This window comes from Massilia sp. Dwa41.01b (genome assembly GCF_014171775.1).
Taxonomy (GTDB): domain Bacteria; phylum Pseudomonadota; class Gammaproteobacteria; order Burkholderiales; family Burkholderiaceae_D; genus Telluria.
This window is the reverse complement of record NZ_CP050454.1, coordinates 1448322-1463431: the sequence shown is the minus strand read 5'-3', so window position 1 is coordinate 1463431 and position 15110 is coordinate 1448322. Positions and strand designations below refer to the sequence as shown.

The window sequence follows — 15110 nt, the reverse complement described above, 5'->3', positions numbered from 1 at the left end:
ATCAGCCTTTGACGGCGCCGGCGGCGATACCGCGCACGAACCAGCGTCCGGAGAAGAAGTAAATCGCCAGCGGCACCGCGGCGGTGAGGATGGTCGCGGCCATGTTGACGTTGTAGAGGCGCGTGCCGGTGGTGGTGTTGATCACGTTGTTCAACTGGACCGTCATCGGCAGGTTGTCGCGCCCGGCGAAGACCAGGCCGAGGATGTAGTCGTTCCACACGCCAGTCACCTGCATGATCGCGGCCACGATCGCAATCGGCGTCGACAGCGGCAGCACCACGTGCAGGAAAATGCGCCAGAAGCCGCCGCCGTCGATGCGCGCCGCGTGGAACAGCTCCTGCGGCAGGCCGGCATAGTAATTCCGGAACAGCAGCGTCATCACCGGCATGCCGAACACCAGGTGCACCAGCACGATGGCGGGGAGCGAGCCGAAGATGCCGGCGCCGGCCAGCAGGCGCACCAAAGGGTAGATCATCACCTGCACCGGGATGAAGGCGCCGGCCAGCAGGATGCCGAACAGGGCGTTCGCGCCGCGCGGGCGCCAGAAGCTCAAGGCATAGCCGTTGATGGCACCGATCAGGATCGGCAGGATCGTGCTCGGCACGGTGATCGCGACCGAGTTCCAGAAGCCGCCGCGTATGCCTTCGCAGGCGGCGCCCGTGCACACTTCGCTCCAGGCCTGGCGCCAGGGTTCGAAAGTCAGGTCGAACGGCAGCGCCAGGATGTTCCCGAGGCGGATTTCCTCCATGCTTTTCAGCGAGGTCACCAGCATCACGTACAGCGGCAGCAGGAAGAACAGCGCGGCGGACAGCAGGAACAGGTAGATGCCGATACGCGCGGGGCTCAGGCCACGCCGGCGGGCACGCACAGGTGCGCCGGCCAGGGCGAGAGGCGGCGCGATGATGGTCTCGCGTTTCATGCGCGGCTCCGGCGGCTGCGCGCATAGGCATAGGGTGCCAGCAGCGCGATCACGGGAATGAGCAGCATCACGGCGCCCGCCGAGGCCAGGCCGATGTTCGAGCGCAGGAACAGGTGATCCATGATGAATTTCGCCGGCACTTCGCTGGCCGTGCCCGGCCCGCCGCCCGTCATGGCGACGACCACGTCGAACAGCTTGGCCACCGTGGTTGCCAGCAGCAGGAAGACGGTGGCAACCGTCGCCTTCATCATCGGCAGCACGATCGCCAGGTAGACGCGCCAGACCGGAATGCCATCCAGGCGCGCGGCCTTCCAGATGTCGCCGTCGATGCCGCGCAGGCCAGCCAGCATCAGCGCCATCACCAGGCCCGAGAATTGCCAGACGGTGGCGATCACCACGGTATAGATCGCCATGTCCTGGTCGACGATCCAGTCGAACGAAAAATCGGGGAAGCCAAGTTTTTGCACCACGCTGTCGATGCCGGTGCCCGGCGTGAGCAGCCACTGCCAGACCAGGCCCGTGGCGACAAAGCTCATCGCGTACGGATACAGGAACACGGTGCGCAGCATGCCCTCGCCCACCACGTTCTGGTCGATGAACACGGCGAGCAAAAAGCCGATGACGATGCAGGCGAGGATGAACAGTAGCCCATAGATGGCCAGGTTGTGCAGCGACAGCATCCAGCGCTCGTTGTCGAACAGGCGGGTGTACTGGGCCGCGCCGATGAATTTATCCGAGGCGAAGGTGCGCGAACTGGTGAGCGAGACGCGGAAGGTCCACAGCACCGTGCCGAGGTAGGCGACCAGCACCGTGACCGCCATCGGCAGCAGCGCAAAGTACGCTGCGAAGTGCGGAGTGGGCCGGGGGCCGCGACGGGGCGCGTTCGCGCGCAGCGGAAACGCCAGCATCTCAGTTGCGCAGCGCCGCGGCGATGTTCTTCTGCGCCTTGTCGACCGTCATGCTGGTGTTCCAGAAGGCGGTCAGCACGTCCTGCATGGCGCCGTTCTGGTCGGGCGTCAGGTAGACCTCGGAGATGCCGAGGTGGCGCGTGCGGTCCTTCAGGATCGCCAGGCCCTTCTGCGCGCAGACGTCCAGCTGGGCGGCATCGACGTCCTGCCGTACCGGCACCGAGCCTTTCAGTTTGCTGAAAGCGAGCTGGGTGTTCGGTGCCACCACCACGTTCGCCAGCAGCTTCTGGGCGCGTACGGCGTCGGCATTATCGGTTTTCGGGAAGACGAACACGTCGCCCTGCATCAGGTAGGGCGAATTCGGCGCGAGGCCGGCGATGCAGCCGAATTGCTGGCCCGGCACCTGTTTCGCGGCGATGAATTCGCCCTTGGCCCAGTCGCCCATGATCTGCATGCCGGCCTTGCCGGAGATGACCATGGCGGTAGCGTCGTTCCAGTTGCGGCCCGGCGAACGCGGATCGACATATGACTGCAGGCGTTTATAGGCCGCCAGCACGTTGCGGAAGGCGGGCGAAGCGAGCGCCTTCGGGTCGCGGTCGCGCAGCACCTTCAGGTACAGGTCGCGCCCGCCAAGATTGGACAGCATGGCGGTGAACAGCACGGTCTCCTGCCAGGACTGTCCGCCGTGCGCGAGCGGCACGATGCCGGCCGCTTTCAGCTTGTCGAGGGCGGCGAAGAATTCGTCGACCGTGGCCGGCTCCTTCGCGATGCCGGCTTTCTGGAAGGCCGCCTTCGAGTACCAGATCCAGGCCTGCATGTGGATGTTGAGCGGGACCGCGTAATAGTGGCCGTTGACCTTGATGACGTTGACGATCGGCTCGGGCAGCAGCTTGTCCCAGTTCTGGGCGCGCGCGATGTCGTCGACGTTGTTCAGCATGCCCTCTTCGATCACGTCGACGAACTGCTTCGAGGTGTTGAACTGGGCGGCGGTCGGCGGGTTGCCGCCGACGATGCGGTTGATGGTGACGGCGCGCGACTGGTCGCCGCCGGCGATCGCCGTGTCGACCCAGACGCCGCCGGCGGCGCGGTAGGCCTGCGCCACCTGCTTGACGGCGGCCGATTCGCCGCCGGAAGTCCACCAGTGGATGACTTCGGGCCACGGGGGCGGCCGGGGCGGCGGCGCCGGCCGGTCCCGCAAGGGCGGCGGCCGCTAACCCGGCGGTGAGCCAGGCGGCGGCGCGCGCCTTGCGACGTGATTTGATCCCTGCGCTCACGCCTGCCGTGAACCGCGTCTCGAACCTTGGTGCGTTGTACATCGTGTCTCCGATCCCTCGCCTTGCCTCTTGCGGTACGTTTTTGGAAACGTTACCATTGGTTTGACCCGACTATAGCACCAGGCCAATTTCGGTGTCAAACCATTACTTTTTTTGTGTCATGCTTGACCGGGATGCGCTGCCCGGTGTCGCCCGGGGGCGAAAAAGGCGACGGCCTTCGATAACAATGACAAGAGAGACATTATGCACACAGCCATGGGAACGACCGAGATCTTTTTGATCGCGATGCTGGTGATTTTTACGCTGCCCTACCTGATCTGGCGGCTCGGGAATACGGACTACTGGGCGCCGCTGGTGGTGGTGCAGATCATTACCGGCGTGCTGCTCGGCCCGGGCATCCTGGGACGCGCCTATCCCGACTATTACGCTTTTGTGTTCAACCCGCAGGTGATGGCTGCACTGAACGGTATCGCCTGGTGGGCGGTAATGATCTTCGTGATGATCGCCGGGATCGAGCTCGATCTGAAAAAGGCTTGGGAACACCGGCGCGAAAGCAGCATCACCGCTTCGCTCTCGCTGGGCGTGCCGCTGGTATTCGGCTGCGTCGCGGCCGTCGGCATGCTGGGCTACGCGGGATGGAAAGGTGCGAACGCAGAGAGCTGGCAGTTCGTGCTGGGCGTGGGCATGGCCTGCGCCGTGACGGCGTTGCCGATCCTGATCCTCTTGATGGAAAAACTGGAGATCCTGCGCGAGCCGATCGGCCAGCGCGTGCTGCGCTACGCCAGCCTGGACGATATCGCGATCTGGGGCGTGCTGGCGCTGATCCTGCTCGACTGGACCCGCGTCGGCCGCCAGCTAGGCTTCATGCTGCTGTTCGGCGTGGCCGCGTATGGATTCCGCGCGCTGATGGTCAAACTCGAAGAGCGCGACCGCTGGTTCGCCGCCCTGGTCTGGCTGGCCGCCTGCGCCTTTGCCGCCGACTGGTCCGGCTTGCACTACATGGTCGGCGCCTTCCTTGCCGGTGCCATCATGGATGCGCACTGGTTCGACCAGAAAAAACTCGACCTGCTGCGCCAGCACGTGTTGATGACGATGATGCCGGTCTACTTCCTGAGCACAGGCCTGCGCACAAACTGGGCGCTGGGCGGCTCGGCCGTGTTCGTGGCGGCGGCAGTGCTGCTGGTCGCATCGGTGGCGGGCAAGCTGGCCGGCACCCACCTGGCCGGCCGCATCCTCGGCTGGGGCCGCGGCGAAGCGACCATCATCGGCTGGCTGCTGCAGACCAAGGCCCTGATCATGATCATCTTTGTGAACATCCTGCTCGACAAGGGCATCATCACGAGCGAAACCTTCACGGCGCTCTTGCTGATGGCGATCGGCAGCACCATGCTGACGGTGCCGGTGGTGTACCCGAAGCTGCGGCGCGCGGCGGCGCTGGTATTCAAGGCCAGCTAGCCGGCCTCATGCGGCTGCGTCATCGATCGTGCGCTCGAGCGCTCGTTGAAGCGCCTCGAAGCAGCGCGGATCGAGGGCGCTGCCGACCGTCTTTTCCATCATCGCCAGCGCCTGCGGCACGGGGATCGCTCCCCGGTAGGGGCGCTCGGCGGTGATGGCGTCGAAAATATCGGCCGTGGTGATGATGCGCGTCTCGAGCGCGATCGCATCGGCGTGCAGGCCGCGCGGGTAGCCGGTGCCATCGAGCCGTTCATGGTGGGCACCGGCGATGCGCGCCAGTTCGGCGAAGGCATCGATGCGCGACAGGATCGCTTCGGTGTACTCGGCATGGCGCCGTACCTCGGCCCATTCCTCGCGGTCGAGCGCGCCGGCCTTGTCCAGGACGCTGTTGCTGACCCCGAGCTTGCCGACGTCGTGCAGCATCGCGCCGCGGCAGCCAGCGCCGCCGTTCCGGTGCGATGCCCATCTCCTCGGCGATCAGGTCGGTGTAGAGGGCGACCCGGCTGCTGTGGCCGCTCGTATAAGGGCTTTTCGAGTCCACTACCTGGCCAAAGGCGGTGGCGATGTCGTCCAGGTAGTCGTCGTCGAGCACCATGGTGTGCTCGGCAGGCTCCATCGCGAACACCAGTTTCTCCATGCCCGGCGCGGCCAGGGTCGACCAGAACAGGTCGGCCTCGGCCACGCGTTCGAAGGCGGCCAGCAGCGCAGGGTCGAACCAGCTGCCCGCACGCGCGCGCACCTCGGCCAGCGCGGCAGCGCGGCCGTCGGCCGTGTGGAAGACGTCCACCACTTGCGCCAGCAGGGCAATGCGGGCGAAGACAGGAATCGCGCTGCCGGCGAGGCCCGCCGGATTGCCCTTGCCGTTGAAATGTTCGTCGAGACTATAGATGCCGGCGGCAACGCCTTCGGGCAGTCGCAGCAGGCGGGCGATGTCGGCGCCGCGCTGGCAGCGCGTGGCAATCAGTTCGGTACCGGCCTTGCCACCGTCGCGCAGGGCCGCCAGGACCGTGCGCAGGCGTCCGGCCAGGCCGGCTTTCATGCCCGCGTGCTTGAACACGAAAGACAGCATTTGCGGCAGGCTGTCGCCGACGGTCTTGATGTCGTGCTTGAACAGGCGGTCGTCGGTCATGTACAGCTCGCAGATGCGCGCGGCATTGCTGCTGCAGCCAACATCCTTGAGCAGCAACACGTAATACAGTTCCCAGAGCTGCTGGGAGGACAAGCCCGCCTCGCGCCCGATGTGCATGCCAATCCAGCATGAGCGCACGCAGTGGCCGGCCGGCTGGCCTTCCGTCAGGTCGAGTGCGTAACTGAGCGATCCGATCAGTTCGGACAGCTTGAGCGCATTGGTAGGCGCCGGCTCGGCGGCCTGCGGATGTCGGTCCATGGCGAAATTATTTCCACATCGAAACATCCGATTGTACGCAGCAATCTTTATGCGTACGGTTGGACAGCGATCTGCAATGCAATTCAGCAAGATTGTGTCAGCACGCTACAACGGATGTATCAATACCGCGACGTTTGTCTATACATCATCGGGTCACTAAATACCGGGAGGAAGCCAGGCGATGTGGGCAACGCATGGCGACGGGCATGAATCGGTGCAAGGGAAGCTGTGTGCTCGGCGCAGGACCGCAGCGGCAGGGGATGGCCTTGCCGTCGGGTAGCGTAAACAATTCCGGCGCCGCGGGCACCGATACGAGGGATCGGTGCGGCGGCGCCGTGGCACGGGAATCGGCCTTGTGCCTCCCGCGTACTGCTCCCGCCTGGAGGCCAAAAACCGGCTACGGGCGGGTGGAACTGATGTAGTACTGCTCCTACATCATTGACTAAAGTAAATAGCTTGTGGCGACGGCAAGATCCACCGCCATGCGTTGCTTACTTGTCGTTCTTGTGGCTCTGGCGTCCGGCTTCGGCATGCTGTTCCGGCGTGCCGCCACGGGTGCTCTGGTTGCCACCCTGATTACCGCCCTGGTTGCCGCCGCCCTTGCCGCTTTGCTGGTTGCCGCCGCCCTGGCTCTGGCTGTTGCCGTCATTCTTGTGGCTCATCGAGCCTGCACGGCGTGCCTCTTCCGAGTCGAATTCATGGGCATTGCCCGATGCGTGCGCTGCGCGGCCGCCTTCGCTGGCGATCTCGCGTTGACGCTCCGGATCCATCGATGCGAAACCACGGTTGCTGGTATCGCCGCTCTGCTGGTTGCCCTGGTTACCCTTGTTACCGCCTTGGTTGTTCGATGCCATGATGAACCTCCTGTAGTTGGTTGATGGTGCCAGCCGTTTTCGGCTGAGGCAGGTACATCGTAGTCAGCCAGAGGGCCTCTGACCACCAAAAGCCGCCCGTGGACTTGTAGGACACCGCCCCACTGGTTTGTCGGTCAGTGCCGCCATTTCTGGAGTAACTTCTTACGCATTTGCAAGCTTGTCCGAACAGCAAAAACCCTTATGCGCGCGTCAGGGGGTGAGTCTTGGTCAGCCCCGCGATCCTGGCTGCCGGGGTGCCTGCGCAAGGTCGCACAGCAATGCCGCCAGCGCGGCAGGCGCGACGGGTTTGACGAAATGGAAGTCGAATCCAGCCTCGCGCGCCGTGCGCCGGTCCTGTTCGCGGCCATAGCCGGTGACGGCCACCAGCGTCGCATGCGCCGTTTCCGGCGCCGCGCGCAGGCGCCGCGCCAGTTCATAGCCATCGAGCTCGGGCAAGCCGATATCGAGCAGGTAGACGTCCGCCGGGCTGGCAAGCGCCGCGCCCAAGGCCGCGTTCGAGTCGAACTCGGTGCGCACCCGGTAGCCGAAGGATTCGACCATCATCGACAGCATCTCGGCGGCGTCGTGGTTGTCGTCGACGACCATCACATCGAGTACCGGGCCGTCGGCGGGTGCCTTGGCCGGCGCGTCTTCGGGCGGTGCATCATCCATGCCGGCGACCAGGGGCAGCCGGACCGTGAAGCGGCTGCCCTGCCCCGGCCCCTCGCTGTGCGCGGCGATCGAGCCGCCATGCAGGTCGACCAGGCGCTTGACCACGGCCAGGCCGATACCGAGGCCGCCCCGGGCGCGGTCGGCGGTGCGCTCGGCCTGGGCGAAGAGTTCGAAGGCACGCGCGATCAGCTCGCGGCTCATGCCGATGCCGTTGTCGCTCACCGCCACCTCGGCGCAGCTGCCCACGCGCCGGATCTCCAGGCGCAGCAGGCCGCCCGGCGGCGTGTATTTCGCCGCGTTGTTGAGCAGGTTGGCCACCACCTGCACCAGGCGCTTGGTGTCGCCGCTGACGATCAGCGGAGCGTCGTGCGCCGTGTACTCCAGGCGGTGGCGGCGCGTTTCGATCAAGGGGTTCACCTGCTCGACGGCCTGCGCCAGGATCGTGCGCAAGTCGATCATCTCGTGCTCGATCAGCACCAGCCCGCGGGTCACGCGCGATACGTCGAGCAGGTCGTCGACCATGCCGGTCAGGTGCCTCACCTGGCGCAGGATGACGGCGCCGGTGCGCTGTACCCACTCGGCGTCGTGCACACCCGTGCCGAGCAGTTCCGCCGCCACCATGATCGGCGCCAGGGGATTGCGCAGCTCGTGCGCCAGCATGGCCGGGGAATTCGTCCTTGCGGCGGTCGGCGTCGCGCAGGGCTTCCTCGGCGCGCAGGCGTTCGCTGAGGTCGAGCAGGGTCACGACCGCGGCCAGCTTTCCCCGGCGGTCGCGGATGGGCGCCGCCGAACAGACGACCACGCGCCGCAGGTGTGGCAGGTCGAAGGTTTCGATTTCGATCAGGGCGTTCGCGCGCGACTCGCCGCGCAGGGCCTGGGCCAGCGGCCATTCGCCGGGCGCGAGCGGCCCGTGTGGCGCCGAACCATCGGCCCACCAGCCTTTCCACTCGGAGAAGTCGAGCGGCACCGTCTTGCGCAGGGCACGGCGCGACCACAGCGCATCGTGCGCGGCATTCGATTCGAGCGCGGTGCCGTCGGCATCGGCCATCATGATGCCGACCGGCGCCGCCTCGAGCACGGCATGCAGGCGCGCATGCTCGGCTTCGGCCTGGCGCGCCGCATCGAGCGCTTCGCGCCGGCTCAGGAGCAGGGCTTCCTCGGCGCGCTTTTGCTCGGTCACCTCGATCGTCATGTGCTGGATGCATAGCAGCTGGCCGCCGTCCTCGAAGACCGGCATGTTGACCGCGTTCCAGAAACGCTCGACGAACACTTCGCTACCGTCCGCGGCGACGCTGCGCACCGGATAGCGCTGGGTCGGCATCGACTGCTCCGCACCGGTCTCGATCACGCGCGCCAGCGAGGCATGCAGCGCGGCGACGCCGGTGTCGGAAGGGTCGTCGGGCGCCTCGGGGAAGATGTCGAACAGTCGCTGGTTCAGCAGCTGTTCGCGCGGCAGGCCGACGTGGCGCAGGAAGGCCTTGTTGACGTCGAGGATGACCGGGTCGGCACTGGGCGAGAGGATGACCGTGGCGATGGGCGAATGGGCGAAGATCGACTGATAAAGTGGGGAATCGAGCATGGGGTGTACGTGGGCGAACCAGCCTGTCAGGCTAACCCACGGGGGGCGCTGCGCCGGTGCGGTGCTTAACCATCCCGCATAGATTGCCCGCTAAAAGGTCCGCCCGCACCCGCGACGGGCGGAAGTGCCCCGGGGATCAGCCGCGCCGGCGCGCGGCCATCAGGCCAGCCATGCACAGCGCCGACAACATCAGCGCCAGCGACGAGGGCTCGGGGATGTCGGCCGTGATGACGAAGGTATCGCCCGCGCGCAAGCCGCGGGTGTCGAGCAGCCAGTCTGCCTTGCCGGGTTGGCCCAGCGGATTGCCGAAGTGGAACTCCGCCCATTCCGGCCGGGCGAAGGCGATGCTGGCCAGCTGCCCGGTATGGCGCACCTCGCCGACGGCGCCGAAGATAGGCGTGACGCTCCCGGCCGCGCGGAAGCCAATGCCTTTCAATTGGAGGTTGAAGTTGTGCAGCCCGGTGCCGCTCAGGTTGCGCACCAGCGCGTTCAGGCCGAGAGGGCCGGCCAGGTCGCTGTCTTCCAGCACGAAGCGCAGCGTGGTGGCGCTGAAGTTTTCCAGGTCGAGGTCGAAGGACACGCTGCCGGCGCTGCTGTAGTCGGTGACGCCGTTGGCGGACGCGCCGCCCGTGGTGAGCAGGACGGCAGCCTGGGCGGAGCCGGCCAGCAACAGGGATGCGGCCAGCGCCGCGGCGAGTTTGGTGAAGTTCATGCGTTGTTCTCTCTCGTAAGGGATCAAAGCGGGCCCTTGGCCCATGGTCCGGCGATCGCGAAGGTGATGCCGGGCGTCTGGATGTTCACGAACAGGTAGCGCCCGGTCGGGTCGAAGCAGGCACCGGCGAATTCGTTGGCGCGGTGGTCGCCCGCAAGCGTGGCCAGTTTGCCGGCGCCCTGCAGTTGCGCGGTACTCAACTGCACATTGTTCTTGGCGAAGATGTAGGCGTCGCCCCCGCCCGTGATGCCCATCAGGCGCTGGCCGAAGCCGAAGGAGTCGGTGGCGGCGGTGGAAGCGTCTTCGCAGACGAGGATGGCGTTGCGCGGGCTCACCGTCAGGTTGTCGCCCATGTTGCCCACGAGCGGGCTCGGGCTCGAATAGATGCAGGTCAGCACCTGGGTGGCGAGATCGAGTTCCCAGATGGCGCCGCGCGCGACCGCGCCACCGGCCGTGTCCATCACGTACATCTTGCCCTGGGCATACCAGATGCCTTCGCCGCGGTTCATGCGCAGCGCGCCCTGGATCCAGCCCTGGACAAAGGGACCGGCCGCATTGGTGACCGCGATGCCGCCGGGGCCAAGCGCATCGCCGCGGTTCTGGTCCGGATTGGTGATGTTCACCCATTCGAGCTGGTAGCGCGCGTCGATTGGCGCGGTGGCGAGGTTGACGTTCACCAGCCCTTTCACCCGCGCCATCTGCAGCACGCCGCCCAGGGCCAGCGAGCCGGGCGCACCGTGCTTCACGTCCGGCACATAGCGATAGAAGCCCGACTTCCCGGACGAGTCCTCGGTCTGGTAGACGTTGCCACTGGCTGGATCGACCGCGGCGGCCTCGTGCGCGAACCGGCCCATGCCGACGATCGGCAAACCGGTGGTCTGGGCCGGATCGGCACCGACTTCGAACACATAACCATGCTTGCGGCCAGTGGCGCTCATCGCATCCGACCCCACCTCTTCGCAGCTGAGCCAGGTACCCCAGGGCGTGATGCCGCCGGCGCAGTTGGTCTGCGTGCCGCCGAGGCTTGGCGTCATGCTGACCCAGTTCCCGTCGCGGAACAGCAGGTTGGTGGTACCGCCGCCGAACCGGTTGACCGAGCCGGCAGCGTTGTTGCCGGCGTCGTACACGCTTGGTGCGTCGATGAAATTCGCGGCCGCGGTGGCGCCCACCTCGTGGTTACGCACCAGCACCAGCTCGCTGCTGCGCCCGACCTTGCGCGCGACGATCACACCCATGCCATCGTGCCCTGCCGGGCAAGGCATGCCATTGGCCATGGTGTCGCCGCGCCAGCCGAAGCTTTTGTAGGTGAAGCCTGCCGGCAACTGCAGCAGCGGCAGGCCGGTGGTCAGGTCGTCCACGGGCTTGAGCGGCCCATAGGGACTGTCGATCAGCGTGGTCGCGCCATTGGCGGCCCGCGCCTGCCGCGATTTCAGCGCCATGAAGGCGCCGACGAAAGGCAGGGCGCCGGCACCGGCCACGCCCTTGAGCAGATTGCGCCGTGCGTTTGAAACGTCCTTGTTTGTCATGCTGGGCATTCTCCGAGAAGTCATCACGCCGGGCAGCCGGCGAAGCTGGGCGGCCGGCTACCTTCCCCGGCCTGTCGCGCTCCTGCTGCCGAGCGGATGGCGTCGATTACACCAAACAAAGATGTCGGCGCGATGACAGCAAGATGACAAGCTTATGTTTTCGACACGGTGGAGTGGGCTGCCCTGCGGGTGCGGTGGACACCCATGTGGGAAGGCCGGCGGGATTTGTGCTTGAACTGCCGAGAATTGTTGCTATAATAGGCGGCTTCGCGAGAGCGATGCATGCAGGAGAGATGGATGAGTGGTTTAAGTCGCACGCCTGGAAAGCGTGTGTAGGTTCATAGCCTACCGGGGGTTCGAATCCCCCTCTCTCCGCCAGTTTTTCGATCAACATGCAAGGTGTTGATTATAAAGAAGATTTGGCTCAGCCACGCTGCCATGTTGGAGTAGGCATTTGGAGTAGCACGAGTCATCAATCATCTGCTCGTCTTTTTCTTCAAAGTTCATCGCCGGTTCGTTGTTGATACTCCGGGCTACGGGGTCTTTCGACATGCCCCCTCAGAGAACGTACAGCCCGGCTAGACACTCATCCGAACATCGATTTTCGAGGCCGTGCTGCGGTCTTGACCTAAACAAACGCTTCACGCTACATTGGGTATTGCACTTGCACAATCCCGCGCAATGGCACCCTTCTTGAAATCCAATATCGATGGCCGCCAATCACTCAAACGGTTTAAAAACGCCTCTACTGGTTGTATGTGCACTGATTGCTATCTGTATTGCATTAGTTATTGGAGTGATGATCGGTGCGCTACTGCCGGGCACAGCGACTGCCGCGCCTGATTCCCTGTCGGGATGGATCACTACTGTCGCAACCGTGGTGATTTGTGTTCTGACGATCGTTTTAGCTGTTGAAACGTGGAGGCTTCGCGCCGCCCAGGCACGCCAAATTGAAGAATTCATTCTAGAAGGCATCCGGCCAAACGTCAGTGTTGAGCTCAGCGGTAGCCATGTGGGCATGAATTTTATGAACGTAAGAGTTACCAACTCCGGTAAGGGGATCGCGAAGAAAATTTCGTTTGAGTTTCTTGATCGTCTCGACCAGCCAGTTACAGCCCAAAACGAGCCAGTCGTAAAAGTGTTTCATAAGTTGACGATGTTCAGGTTGGGTATCGAGTCACTCGGGATCAATCAGGAGTTAAAAAGTTTTATTTTCAGCTTCTTAGATCTGGAACGGGAAATTGGGGTAGGGGCCTTCACACCGTTCGTCAACATCCGCATACGATTCGAAGATACCGAAGGGAACGAGTACGTAAATTCGTTTGTTATCGACTTTGCCCAATATGAGGGATTCAGCGAAATAGGAGGTAATTCTTTGCATCGACTTGCTGATGAGGTAAAGGCGATCCGAGAGCAGTTAAGCGCTGTCGTGTCAGGGAACAAACGTTTAGCTGTAAACGTCCACTCTTCCGAAGATCGGGCTGAAGAACATACGGAGCTGATCAACAGGCTTGCCGAACAGAGACAACGTCGCTCGGAACGGCAAGCGTAGAAAACTCAGGATAGCGTCTAACCACACCGCAATTCCCATTGCCTGAAACGGCGTATATGATCAAATCGAGCTTACTGTATGGATGCCCAAGTCACTGACCCGGTTATCGTTTCCTTGGCAGCGGGACTCTGCGGGATGTTAGGCGGGTTCGCAGGGGCATGGCTCGCTCGTAGAACTGAATATGAAAAGTGGCTTCGACAAGAGCGCAATAGTGCCTTCGCTGACTTCTTACAAAAGATGAACGGTTTTCAGCAACATGCTTTAGATGTAGTTCTGTCAAAGGAAGGAACCGAACTGGATCGTGGGATACGCCTGAGTGAATTGAAGGTCAACTTTGAGTCTCAGGAAAACCTTGTCCGCTTGTATCTGTTTGAAGACGACAGGGACGGCTTCTCTGCAACCGTTAAGGAACTGCGAGACGCATACGACCCAATCGTTAAGCAGAGTCGCCGCCTAGAAACCGCCCACCGGGTCACGAAGGAAGTACGCGACCTTTTTGAGCGTGTACTTCACAGGAACTACTAGAACCGACAAACGGTCCGGTAGTTAAATTGACTCAGATTAAACGCTTGACTACCTGAGGCTTTTTGACGCCCCCAAGGCTTCCTGAGGAGCGCGCCCTGCCCCGCGATGCTACCGGCGAAGACCAAGGCAAGGGACTGTTCCGGCAGTACGCCCAAGAGCGAGGGAACGATTCGGCATCGGCAGCAGTCAACAAGCACCTCAAATCCTGGGGATGACGAGTCACTCGTTCAGGCACACGATGGAAGACCGCTTGCGTGAGGCAGGGTGTCCTGAGGACGTGCGTAATACCATTCGAGACCACACCAACGGCAGCGCAGCAGAGAAGTACGGCAAGGGATTCACGTTGAGGGCAACTAGGGACTGGATGGCTAAGACTGGCATTCCCCCAGCATGACGGACACTTTCGATAGGTATGATGTCCCTATCGGAGGTATTACATGGCACGTGAAAGACGGTTGTTTTCAGAAGAGTTCAAGCGCGAGGCGGTCAAGCTGGTAGGCCAGCCAGGCGCGAGCAAGGCGGCTATCGCCCGAGAGCTTGGGATCGGTGCCAATTTGCTGGGACGCTGGTGCAGAGACGCCAACGTGGATGCACAGGTCGTCAGTGGTGGCGAGAAGATTTCTAGCCAGGAGTATGAGCGCATGCGGCGCGAGCTGGCGAAGGTCAAGACGGAGCGCGACATCTTAAAAAAGCGCTCGGCTACTTCGCAGCCGACCTCAAGTGAAGTACGGCTTCATCGCCAAATATCGAACTATCTGGCCCACACGAACGATGTGCCGTTTGCTCGGCGTATCGAGTAGCGGTTTTTACGACTGGCTCGGTCGACCACTGAGCGAGCATGAACGTGAAAACGCCTGGCTTTCAACGCAATCAAGCACAGCGACGAAGCCAGCGATGGCACTTACGGCTCACCACGCGTAGTTCGAGACCTTATCGATGCAGGCTTTTCGTGCAGCGAAAACCGCGTTGCGCGGCTGATGAAAGCAGCCGGCATCAAGGCCCGTCACAAGCGTCGCCGCGCGCCAGGGCAGCTCGATTCGCCAGTCCACGCTATTGCGCCGAACCTGCTGGACAGGCAGTTTGAAGCGACCGGCCCGAACCAGAAATGGGCAGCCGACTTTACCTACGTATGGACTGGCGAAGGCTGGCTGTTTGTCGCTGTCGTCCTCGACCTGTACTCGCGGCGTGTGGTGGGCTGGTCGATGCAGCCGACGATGACAGCTCAGCTAGTAATGGATGCACTGCTGATGGCTATCTTCCGCCGTGGCCGGCCTCGCGCAGTATTACATCACTCGGACCAAGGCTCGCAATACACCAGCGAAGACTTCCAGCGCTTACTTGAGTCGCACGGCATCGTGTGCAGCATGAGCCGTCGTGGCAATTGCTGGGATAACGCTGCGATGGAAAGCTTCTTCTCGACGCTCAAGACCGAGCGCCTGAGCAAAAAGCACTACCGGACCAGGGATGATTTACGTGCTGACGTGTTCGACTATATCGAAAGGTTCTACAATCCACGCCGGCGACATTCCACTATCGGCTATATCAGTCCAGTACAGTTTGAAAATCTAAAATGCGCCTAACGGAGGTGTCCGTGACGATGGGGGAATGCCAAACCGCTGAAGATTACGAATCGCAGATGGTGGCCTGACCATCTCTCTAATTGGGGCCACATCCTGGCCCGATCCTGTCCATCATCTGATGAAAAATCGAGCAGTCGCAGAGGGTAGGGTATCTTAGCCATAAAAAA

Annotated in this window: 11 protein-coding genes, 1 tRNA gene and 4 pseudogenes; 6 read left to right on the top strand and 10 right to left on the bottom strand. The window is 63.0% G+C overall.

The genetic code is table 11. The features are described 5' to 3' along the window. Position 1: 1 nt before the first annotated feature. From G4G28_RS06660 to G4G28_RS06650, 3 genes and pseudogenes are all read right to left on the bottom strand, one after another. A complete protein-coding gene (locus G4G28_RS06660) occupies positions 2-919 on the bottom strand; it encodes a carbohydrate ABC transporter permease (RefSeq protein ID WP_182991356.1) in 918 nt (305 codons plus the stop codon). Further along, on the bottom strand, positions 916-1740 hold the full coding sequence (locus G4G28_RS06655) for a carbohydrate ABC transporter permease (protein ID WP_229425587.1): 825 nt from the start codon (positions 1738-1740) through the stop codon (positions 916-918). The genes G4G28_RS06660 and G4G28_RS06655 overlap by 4 nt, the downstream gene beginning before the upstream one ends. 88 nt (positions 1741-1828) lie before the next feature. Beyond that, a pseudogene (locus G4G28_RS06650) lies at positions 1829-3089 on the bottom strand (ABC transporter substrate-binding protein). Positions 3090-3344: 255 nt separating this feature from the next. Here G4G28_RS06650 and G4G28_RS06645 point away from each other — a divergent pair. After that, positions 3345-4556 carry a cation:proton antiporter gene (locus G4G28_RS06645; RefSeq protein ID WP_182991353.1) on the top strand — a complete coding sequence of 404 codons (1212 nt, stop codon included), beginning with the start codon at positions 3345-3347 and terminating at the stop codon, positions 4554-4556. Between the two features lie 6 nt (positions 4557-4562). On the opposite strand, the gene G4G28_RS27760 is transcribed toward G4G28_RS06645, so the two are convergent. The 4 genes and pseudogenes from G4G28_RS27760 to G4G28_RS06630 form a co-directional block, all read right to left on the bottom strand. Then, positions 4563-4979 carry an HD-GYP domain-containing protein gene (locus G4G28_RS27760; RefSeq protein WP_275944336.1) on the bottom strand — a complete coding sequence of 139 codons (417 nt, stop codon included), beginning with the start codon at positions 4977-4979 and terminating at the stop codon, positions 4563-4565. Positions 4980-5316: 337 nt separating this feature from the next. Further along, a pseudogene (locus G4G28_RS28880) lies at positions 5317-5595 on the bottom strand (HD domain-containing phosphohydrolase); the annotation flags it as partial. Positions 5596-6434: 839 nt separating this feature from the next. After that, positions 6435-6797, bottom strand: coding sequence for a KGG domain-containing protein (locus tag G4G28_RS06635; protein ID WP_182991351.1), 363 nt, complete (start codon positions 6795-6797; stop codon positions 6435-6437). A gap of 228 nt (positions 6798-7025) precedes the next feature. Then, positions 7026-8129: an ATP-binding protein gene (locus G4G28_RS06630; protein ID WP_183108159.1), complete on the bottom strand. Its 1104-nt coding sequence runs from the start codon at positions 8127-8129 to the stop codon at positions 7026-7028. Between G4G28_RS06630 and G4G28_RS06625 the strand changes: the two genes are divergently transcribed. Then, positions 8128-8676, top strand: coding sequence for a hypothetical protein (locus tag G4G28_RS06625; protein WP_183108158.1), 549 nt, complete (start codon positions 8128-8130; stop codon positions 8674-8676). The genes G4G28_RS06630 and G4G28_RS06625 overlap by 2 nt on opposite strands. Here the strand turns inward: G4G28_RS06625 and G4G28_RS28875 are convergent. The 3 genes and pseudogenes from G4G28_RS28875 to G4G28_RS06610 form a co-directional block, all read right to left on the bottom strand. Then, a pseudogene (locus G4G28_RS28875) lies at positions 8677-9048 on the bottom strand (PAS domain-containing protein); the annotation flags it as partial. Between the two features lie 136 nt (positions 9049-9184). Continuing rightward, positions 9185-9760: a PEP-CTERM sorting domain-containing protein gene (locus G4G28_RS06615; protein WP_182991348.1), complete on the bottom strand. Its 576-nt coding sequence runs from the start codon at positions 9758-9760 to the stop codon at positions 9185-9187. A gap of 23 nt (positions 9761-9783) precedes the next feature. Beyond that, complete coding sequence (locus G4G28_RS06610; protein WP_182991347.1) at positions 9784-11286, bottom strand: PhoX family phosphatase; 1503 nt, start codon at positions 11284-11286, stop codon at positions 9784-9786. A 287-nt stretch (positions 11287-11573) separates the two neighbouring features. Here G4G28_RS06610 and G4G28_RS06605 point away from each other — a divergent pair. The 4 genes and pseudogenes from G4G28_RS06605 (at position 11574) to G4G28_RS06590 (ending at position 14943) form a co-directional block, all read left to right on the top strand. Then, positions 11574-11664, top strand: a tRNA-Ser gene (locus G4G28_RS06605). 331 nt (positions 11665-11995) lie between these two features. Then, positions 11996-12838, top strand: a complete 843-nt coding sequence (locus tag G4G28_RS06600; protein WP_182991346.1) for a hypothetical protein — start codon at positions 11996-11998, stop codon at positions 12836-12838. Positions 12839-12916: 78 nt separating this feature from the next. Further along, complete coding sequence (locus tag G4G28_RS06595; RefSeq protein ID WP_182991345.1) at positions 12917-13363, top strand: hypothetical protein; 447 nt, start codon at positions 12917-12919, stop codon at positions 13361-13363. A 437-nt stretch (positions 13364-13800) separates the two neighbouring features. Continuing rightward, positions 13801-14943: pseudogene (locus tag G4G28_RS06590) on the top strand (IS3 family transposase). The last annotated feature ends 167 nt before the right edge of the window (positions 14944-15110 follow it).

Excerpts from the sequence above, each read along its gene's own strand:
- G4G28_RS06635 (WP_182991351.1), bottom strand. The coding sequence starts at position 6,797 with ATGGCATCGAACAACCAAGGCGGTAACAAGGGTAACCAGGGCAACCAG.
- G4G28_RS06595 (WP_182991345.1), top strand. The coding sequence starts at position 12,917 with ATGGATGCCCAAGTCACTGACCCGGTTATCGTTTCCTTGGCAGCGGGA.
- G4G28_RS06625 (WP_183108158.1), top strand. The coding sequence starts at position 8,128 with ATGGCCGGGGAATTCGTCCTTGCGGCGGTCGGCGTCGCGCAGGGCTTC.
- G4G28_RS06610 (WP_182991347.1), bottom strand. The coding sequence starts at position 11,286 with ATGACAAACAAGGACGTTTCAAACGCACGGCGCAATCTGCTCAAGGGC.
- G4G28_RS06630 (WP_183108159.1), bottom strand. The coding sequence starts at position 8,129 with ATGCTGGCGCACGAGCTGCGCAATCCCCTGGCGCCGATCATGGTGGCG.
- G4G28_RS27760 (WP_275944336.1), bottom strand. The coding sequence starts at position 4,979 with ATGCTGCACGACGTCGGCAAGCTCGGGGTCAGCAACAGCGTCCTGGAC.
- G4G28_RS06615 (WP_182991348.1), bottom strand. The coding sequence starts at position 9,760 with ATGAACTTCACCAAACTCGCCGCGGCGCTGGCCGCATCCCTGTTGCTG.
- G4G28_RS06655 (WP_229425587.1), bottom strand. The coding sequence starts at position 1,740 with ATGGCGGTCACGGTGCTGGTCGCCTACCTCGGCACGGTGCTGTGGACC.
- G4G28_RS06660 (WP_182991356.1), bottom strand. The coding sequence starts at position 919 with ATGAAACGCGAGACCATCATCGCGCCGCCTCTCGCCCTGGCCGGCGCA.
- G4G28_RS06645 (WP_182991353.1), top strand. The coding sequence starts at position 3,345 with ATGCACACAGCCATGGGAACGACCGAGATCTTTTTGATCGCGATGCTG.
- G4G28_RS06600 (WP_182991346.1), top strand. The coding sequence starts at position 11,996 with ATGGCCGCCAATCACTCAAACGGTTTAAAAACGCCTCTACTGGTTGTA.